This is a genomic window from Falsiroseomonas oryziterrae (assembly GCF_021864505.1).
GTDB lineage: Bacteria > Pseudomonadota > Alphaproteobacteria > Acetobacterales > Acetobacteraceae > Falsiroseomonas > Falsiroseomonas oryziterrae.
The window spans coordinates 1-6540 of record NZ_JAKJIB010000241.1; the positions used below are offsets into that span (position 1 = coordinate 1).

7 protein-coding genes are annotated in these 6540 nt (G+C 73.7%); 5 read left to right on the top strand and 2 right to left on the bottom strand.

The features are described from left to right. Positions 1–1284 (top strand): NAD(P)/FAD-dependent oxidoreductase (locus L2I40_RS16790; protein WP_237216345.1); only part of this gene is annotated, 1284 nt, incomplete at its 5' end. On the opposite strand, the gene L2I40_RS16795 is transcribed toward L2I40_RS16790, so the two are convergent. Both L2I40_RS16795 and L2I40_RS16800 read right to left on the bottom strand, forming a co-directional pair. Beyond that, positions 1269–1790 carry a dihydrofolate reductase family protein gene (locus tag L2I40_RS16795; protein ID WP_237216346.1) on the bottom strand — a complete coding sequence of 174 codons (522 nt, stop codon included), beginning with the start codon at positions 1788–1790 and terminating at the stop codon, positions 1269–1271. The two genes, L2I40_RS16790 and L2I40_RS16795, sit on opposite strands and share 16 nt — an antisense overlap. 7 nt (positions 1791–1797) lie before the next feature. After that, positions 1798–2775, bottom strand: a complete 978-nt coding sequence (locus L2I40_RS16800; protein ID WP_237216347.1) for a S1C family serine protease — start codon at positions 2773–2775, stop codon at positions 1798–1800. Between the two features lie 163 nt (positions 2776–2938). Here L2I40_RS16800 and dapD point away from each other — a divergent pair, with 163 nt between their 5' ends. The 4 genes from dapD to L2I40_RS16820 all read left to right on the top strand — a co-directional run. Next, positions 2939–3772 (top strand): 2,3,4,5-tetrahydropyridine-2,6-dicarboxylate N-succinyltransferase, encoded by an 834-nt coding sequence (dapD, locus tag L2I40_RS16805; RefSeq protein WP_237216348.1) that lies wholly within the window; start codon positions 2939–2941, stop codon positions 3770–3772. An 88-nt stretch (positions 3773–3860) separates the two neighbouring features. Beyond that, entirely contained in the window at positions 3861–4985 is a 1125-nt protein-coding gene (gene dapE, locus L2I40_RS16810) for a succinyl-diaminopimelate desuccinylase (RefSeq protein ID WP_237216349.1), read from the top strand. A gap of 14 nt (positions 4986–4999) precedes the next feature. Further along, the gene (locus L2I40_RS16815) at positions 5000–5566 is read left to right on the top strand and encodes a hypothetical protein (protein ID WP_237216350.1); all 567 of its coding nucleotides are present in this window, start codon (positions 5000–5002) and stop codon (positions 5564–5566) included. 3 nt (positions 5567–5569) lie between these two features. Next, on the top strand, positions 5570–6540 hold a 971-nt coding region (locus L2I40_RS16820; RefSeq protein WP_237216351.1), incomplete at its 3' end, for an Ldh family oxidoreductase.

The following is a 6540-nucleotide window of genomic DNA, read 5'->3' on the forward strand; positions in this document are numbered from 1 at the left end:
GGTGCGGTGGAGGAGGGCGGCTGGGGCGCGCCGCGCGCACCGCTCAAGCCCGTGCCGGTGCTCGCGCTCGCGATGGAGAAGCCGGAATGGGCGGAGGCGCCCGCCTTCGGCCTGCCGGCGCCGCCTCTCGCCGCGCCGACGTCCGCGCACGCGACCGCCTGCGACGTTCTCGTGATCGGTGGCGGCGTCATGGGCCTCGCCATCGCCCGCGCCGCCGCGCGCGAGGGCTTCGCGACCATCGTCGCCGATCGCGGCGAGCCGGGGCAGGGCGCGTCGACCGCCAATGCCGGCAGCCTGCACGTCCAGCTGCACGCCTATGATTCCGCCGGTGCGGCGGAGGGGCCGGACAGCGCCGCGGCGCAGATCCTGGCGCTCGGCCCGCGCTCCGTAGCACTCTGGCGCGACATCGCCCGGGAGGCGGGCGAGGACCTCGCCATCCGCACCGAAGGCGGCCTGATGCTGGCGGAGACGGAGGCGCAGCTTCGCGCGCTCGCCGACAAGGTCGCGATGGAGCGCGATTTCGGCGTCGGCTCCACGCTGCTCGGCGCGAACGAGCTCTACGCGCGCTTCCCCTGGCTCGCGCCGGGCTTCGCCGGTGCGGCCTTCTGCGCCGAGGAAGGCCAGATGGACCCGTTGCGCGGCCTTTCGGCCCTGCTGCGCCTGACGCGCGCGGCGGGCGCGGACATCTGCGCCGACGCGCCCGTCACGTCGCTGTCGCGCGACGGCGCCGGCTTCGTCGCGACCACGCCGCACGGGCGCATCCGCGCCGCCCGCGTCGTCAACGCCGCCGGACCCTGGGCCGCGCAACTCGGGGACATGCTCGGCGCGCCGATCCCGGTGCGCGCCACGGTGCAGCAGGTGATCGCGACGGAGGCCGCGCCGCGCGAACTCCTCCGCCCGCTCGTGCTGCATGCCGGGCGGCATCTCTCGCTGAAGCAGGGCGAGGCCGGGCACCTCATCCTCGGCGGCGCCTGGCCTGGCGAGCTCGACGCGCAGGGCCGCCCTCGCAACCTTCGCGCCAGCATCGAGGGCAACCTCTGGGTCGCGCGCAGCGTCCTGCCGGCGATCGCGTCGCTGCATGTCATCCGTGCCTGGACCGGCATCAACGTGCAGATCCCCGGCCCCATCCTCGGCGCCGATCCGCGCGTCCCGGGCCTGTTCCATGCCGTGACGTTCAACGGCTGGACCCTCGCGCCGGTGATCGCGGAACTCACCGCCGACGCGCTGCGCGGCGGCAAGGGTCCGCCCGTCGTCTTCTCGCCGGCGAGCTACGCGCGGTCGTAGATCACGTGCAGCGCGCCGCCGGCACGCGGCACGCAGGAGACGAGGCGAAGCGCCGTCTCCGGCGTGCCCTGCGGGAACAGCGGGATCCCCGCACCCAGCACGCGCGGGATCACCGCCATCTCGAGCCGGTCGAGCTTGCCGATCGCCAGCACCTGCCGGATCACCTGGCCGCCGCCCTCGACCCAGACGCGCCGGTAGCCGCGCGCCTCCATCTCCGCCGCGATCGCCGCGATATCGCCGCCGCGCGCCGTCACGCGATCCGGCGCCTCCTGCAGCGGGCGGTTGGTCACCACGACCACGTCCTTGCCGGCATAGGGCCAATCCGCCGCGCCGCGCACGACATCATAGGTCCCGCGTCCCATCAGGATCGCATCCACCTCGGCCAGGAAGGCCTCGATCCCGAACTCCTCGGCCGGATAGGGCTCGAGCCAGTCGAACGATCCGTCCGGCCGCGCGATGCGGCCATCGAGCGACACCGCGATATGGCAATGCCAGAAGGTGCGCATGCGTGTCTCAGTGCAGCCGCGGCGCCTTGAGGAAGCTCGCGCGGTCGGCGCTCGTCACCGGCACGCTGAACCGCCGTCCCTCGCGCTCGGCCTGGACCTGCACGCTCACCCCCGCCGGCCCGCGCGACCACAGGCTGCGCCACAGCGCGGCAAGGTCCGCCGCCTCCGCGCCATCGATGCCGAGGATCCGGTCGCCCGCCCGCAACCCCGCGCGCTCCGCCGGACCCTTGGACGCGACGGAAGCCACCACGATCCCCTCCTCCTGATCCGCCGCATAGAGCCCGAGCCATGGCCGCGCCGGCTTGTTCACCCGCCCGTAGCTCAGCAGGTCGTCCATGATCGGATGCAGCAGCGCGACCGGGACGCACATGTTGAGGTCGAGCTTCCGGCCGCGCTTGTCGCGGTGCTGCAGCACCAGGCTGCCGATTCCGGCGAGCTTCCCATCCGGCCCGATCAGCGCCGCGCCGCCCCAGGAGGGATGCGCCGGCGCGGTGAACAGCGCCTCGTCCAGCAGGTATTCCCAGTAGCCGGCGAAGGGCTCCTTGGCGACGATCGAGCAGGCCACCGCGCCGCCGCCCTCGCTCTCCGGCGCCGCGGCCAGCACCGTGTCGGCGCCCGTCTCCGGCGACGCCGCGGCCAGTTCCAGCGCCGGCGCTTCCAGCCGGCCGAGCGCCTGCACCAGCCCGAACCCGGTTTCGAAATCATAGGCCAGCGCATGGCCCTGCATGACGCGGCCCGTCGCGGTGGTCAGCCAGATGCTCTCGGACTCGCCGACCAGGTAGCCGATGGTCAGCACCAGCCCGTCCGGGCGGATCACCACGCCGCTGCCCTCGCGCTCCGTCCCGAGCGTGCGGGCGGAGAACGCGTCCGCCGGCACGCGCGACTTCAGCGCCACCACCGCGCCGAGGGCGGCGTTCAGGTCGAAGTCGTAATCCGCGGGGTCCGGTCGCAGCTCTTCCGGAATGGTGTCGTCGTCCTCGGCCATCGATCCTGCCTTCCGGGCGCCAGCCTACCGGGGCCGGCGCGCCGCCGGAAGCGAGGCGGCCCGCCTGGGGTTCCATCCGGCCCCTGGTCGTCCCGGGGGCATGGTTGACGTGCGCCTCCCCCCTCGCGAAGAAGGGCGCTCTCATTCCACCGGGACCGTCACCATGGACAAGACCGCGCTCGCCGCGCGCATCGAGGCGCTCTGGGCCCGCCGCGACACGCTGAACGCCGCCACCCGCGGCCCCGACCGCGACGCGGTGGAGGAAGCGCTGGCGATGCTGGACGGCGGCACGGCGCGCGTGGCGGAGCCCGACGGCGCCGGCTGGAAGGTCAACCAGTGGCTGAAGCAGGCGGTGCTGATGAGCTTCCGCCTCAACGACAGCGTGCCGATGGACACCGCCGCAGGGGCCTATGACAAGGTGCCGCTGAAGTTCCAGGGCTGGGGCGAGAACCGCTTCAAGTCGGCCGGCTTCCGCGCCGTGCCCGGCGCCGTGGTCCGCCGCTCCGCCTACATCGCGCCCGGCGTCATCCTGATGCCGAGCTTCGTCAATGTCGGCGCCTATGTGGACGAGGGCACGATGGTGGACACCTGGGCCACCGTCGGCTCCTGCGCGCAGATCGGCAGGAACTGCCACATCTCGGGCGGTGCCGGCATCGGCGGCGTGCTGGAGCCGCTGCAGGCCAACCCCGTGGTGATCGAGGACAACTGCTTCATCGGCGCGCGGTCCGAGGTGGCGGAGGGCGTGATCGTCGAGCGTGGCAGCGTGCTGTCCATGGGCGTCTATCTCGGCGCCTCGACGCGGATCGTGGATCGCGCGACGGGCGAGGTGCATTACGGCCGCGTGCCCGCCTATTCGGTGGTGGTGCCGGGCGCGATGCCCGGCAAGCCGATGCCCGACGGCAGCCCGGGCCCGAGCCTCTACTGCGCCGTGATCGTCAAGCGCGTCGACGAGAAGACGCGGTCCAAGACGTCCATCAACGAACTGCTGAGGGATTGATGCGCCGGACCTCTCCCTCTCCCGCTTGCGGGGGAGGGTCGGGGTGGGGGGGCGAGGATCGGCGCCCGCGTCCCGCGGCGACTGCCGCATGACCAGCGACCCCCTCCCGCTCGCCCAGGCGCTGATCCGCTGCCGCTCCGTCACGCCGGCCGATGACGGCGCGCTCGACGTGGTCGAGGCCGCGCTGCGCCCCCTCGGCTTCGCGGTCCATCGGCTCACCTTCGGCACCACGCCGAACCTCTTCGCCCGCCGCGGCACCGCCGGCCCGCACCTGATGTTCGCCGGCCACACCGACGTGGTGCCGCCCGGCGCCGCGCCCTGGACCAGCGATCCCTTCGGCGCCGAGGTCCGGGACGGCGTGCTCTACGGCCGGGGGGCCACCGACATGAAGGGCGGCGTCGCCGCCTGGATCGCGGCGGTCGCGCAGGTGCTCGCCCGCAACCCCGGCCTGCCCGGCAGCCTCTCGCTCCTCATCACCGGCGACGAGGAAGGGCCGGCCACCGACGGCACGGTGAAGGTGCTCGACTGGCTCGCCGCGCGCGGCGAGATCCCGGATGCCTGCCTGGTCGGCGAGCCGACGAGCAAGGCGGCGCTCGGCGACACCATCAAGATCGGCCGCCGCGGCAGCCTCAACGCGGCGATCACCGTGCACGGCACGCAGGGCCACAGCGCCTATCCGCAGCGCGCCGACAACCCTGTCCATCGCCTCGTTCGCGTGCTGCACGCGCTGACCGCCGAGCCGCTCGATGCCGGCACCGACTGGTTCGAGCCGACGACCTTGCAGGTCACCAGCTTCGACGTCGGCAACCCGGCGACCAACGTGATCCCTGCCGAGGCGCGGGCGCGGCTCAACATCCGCTTCAACGACCTGCATAGCTCGGCGTCGCTGACCGCCAGGATCCGCGCCGTGCTGGCCGAGCACGCGCCGCGCCACGACCTCCATGTCGAGTGCTCGGGCGAATCCTTCGTGACGAAGCCGGGCCCCTTCGTGGACGCGCTGCTGCGCGCCGTCCGCGCCGCGACCGGAAGGGAGCCGAAGCTCGACACCGGAGGCGGCACCTCCGATGCGCGCTTCGTGGCGCGGCACTGCCCCGTGGCGGAACTCGGCGCCGTCGGCGCCACCATGCACCAGGCCGATGAGCGCACCCCGGTTGCGGAACTCCGGCAGCTGGCGGAACTCTATGCGGCAGTGATCGAGGAGATGCTGCGCTGAGCCCCAACCCGCCGTTGCGGCTGACCATCACCGCGGGGCTTGCCGGCGCCTTCCTGCTCGGCCGCGCGAAGCCCGAAGGGCTCGCGCTGATGGAGACGACTCCGGAAGGGGCCTGGCGATCCTTCGCAGCGGCGCTCGTCTGCCTGCCAGCCTTCCTCGCGATCCGCTTCTTCGCCTGGGCCAGCATCGGCGTGCCGGAGGGCGGGCTCGCGCGGTCGTTGACGGCGGAGGTGATCGGCTACGCGATCGCCTGGGCCGGCTTCGCGCTGCTCTCGCTGCCGCTTGCCCATGCGTGGGGCCGCATCGGCGAATGGCCGCGCTTCATCGCCGCCTGGAACTGGACGAACATCGTCCAGTACCTCGTGCTGCTGGTGCTGGCGGTGCCGGGCGCGATCGGGCTGCCGGACGGCGTGGCGCAGGGGCTGATGCTGCTCGGCCTCGCCTACGCGCTGTGGCTGGAATGGTTCGTCGCCCGCATCGCGCTCAACCTCGATGGCGGGCGCGCGGCGATGCTGGTGATCGTGGACATGGTGCTCGGGCTGTTCCTCGGCGGCGTGATCCGGGCGCTTTCGGGGGGGTAGGCCATGGCGGCGCGTTACGAGGCGGCGGCCCTCATCCGCTTCGCGGACTCCGCGCTGCGCGCGGCGGGCATCGGCGCGGAGAAGGCCCGCGACGTCGCGGAGGTGCTGGTCGAGGGCGACCTGATGGGCCACGACACCCACGGCCTCGCGCTGCTCGCCCCCTATTGCGACGCGGCCGCGAGCGGCGACATGGCCGCCGAGGGCGAGCCAGAGGTCGTCTCCGCCACGCCGGTCGCGCAGAGCTGGGACGGCCGCAAGCTGCCCGGGCCGTGGCTGACGCGCCGCGCCATCGCCGCGGCGGAGGCGGCGGCGAAGACCTTCGGCCTCGGCGCGGTGGCCATCGCGCGCAGCCACCACATCGCCTGCCTCGCCGCCTACGGCCCCCCGGTCGCGGCTCGCGGGCGGATGCTCCTGCTGACCTGCTCGGATCCCGCCACCGCGTCGGTCGCGCCCTGGGGCGGCACGCAGCGCATCATCACGCCGAACCCCGTTGCCGCCGCCTGGCCGACGACCGATGGCCCGGTGGTGATCGACGTCTCCATGTCCATCACCACCAACGGGATGACGGCGCGCCGCCGTGCCGAGGGGACGCGCTTCCCGGGACAGTGGCTGCTGGACGGGCGGGGCAACCCGACCGACGACCCCAACGCCTTCTGGGGCGACCCGCCCGGCACCCTGCTCCCGCTCGGCGGGATCGAGGCCGGCCACAAGGGCTTCGCGCTCGGCCTGCTGGTGGAGGCGCTGACCAGCGGCCTCTCCGGCCAGGGCCGTGCGCAGGCGCCCACGGGCTGGGGCGCCAGCGTCTTCGTGCTGGTGATCGATCCCGCGAAGTTCGGCGGCGCGGAGCGCTTCCTGGCCGAGAGCGGCTTCATGGCGCAGGCCGTGCGCGGCAACCCGCCGCGCCCCGGCTTCGACGCGCCGCGCCTGCCGGGCGACGGCGCGATGGCGCGCCGTGCGCAGGCGCTCGCCGAGGG

Coding starts and splice junctions, on each gene's coding strand:
- L2I40_RS16795 (WP_237216346.1), bottom strand. CDS start 1,790: ATGCGCACCTTCTGGCATTGCCATATCGCGGTGTCGCTCGATGGCCGC.
- L2I40_RS16800 (WP_237216347.1), bottom strand. CDS start 2,775: ATGGCCGAGGACGACGACACCATTCCGGAAGAGCTGCGACCGGACCCC.
- dapD (WP_237216348.1), top strand. CDS start 2,939: ATGGACAAGACCGCGCTCGCCGCGCGCATCGAGGCGCTCTGGGCCCGC.
- dapE (WP_237216349.1), top strand. CDS start 3,861: ATGACCAGCGACCCCCTCCCGCTCGCCCAGGCGCTGATCCGCTGCCGC.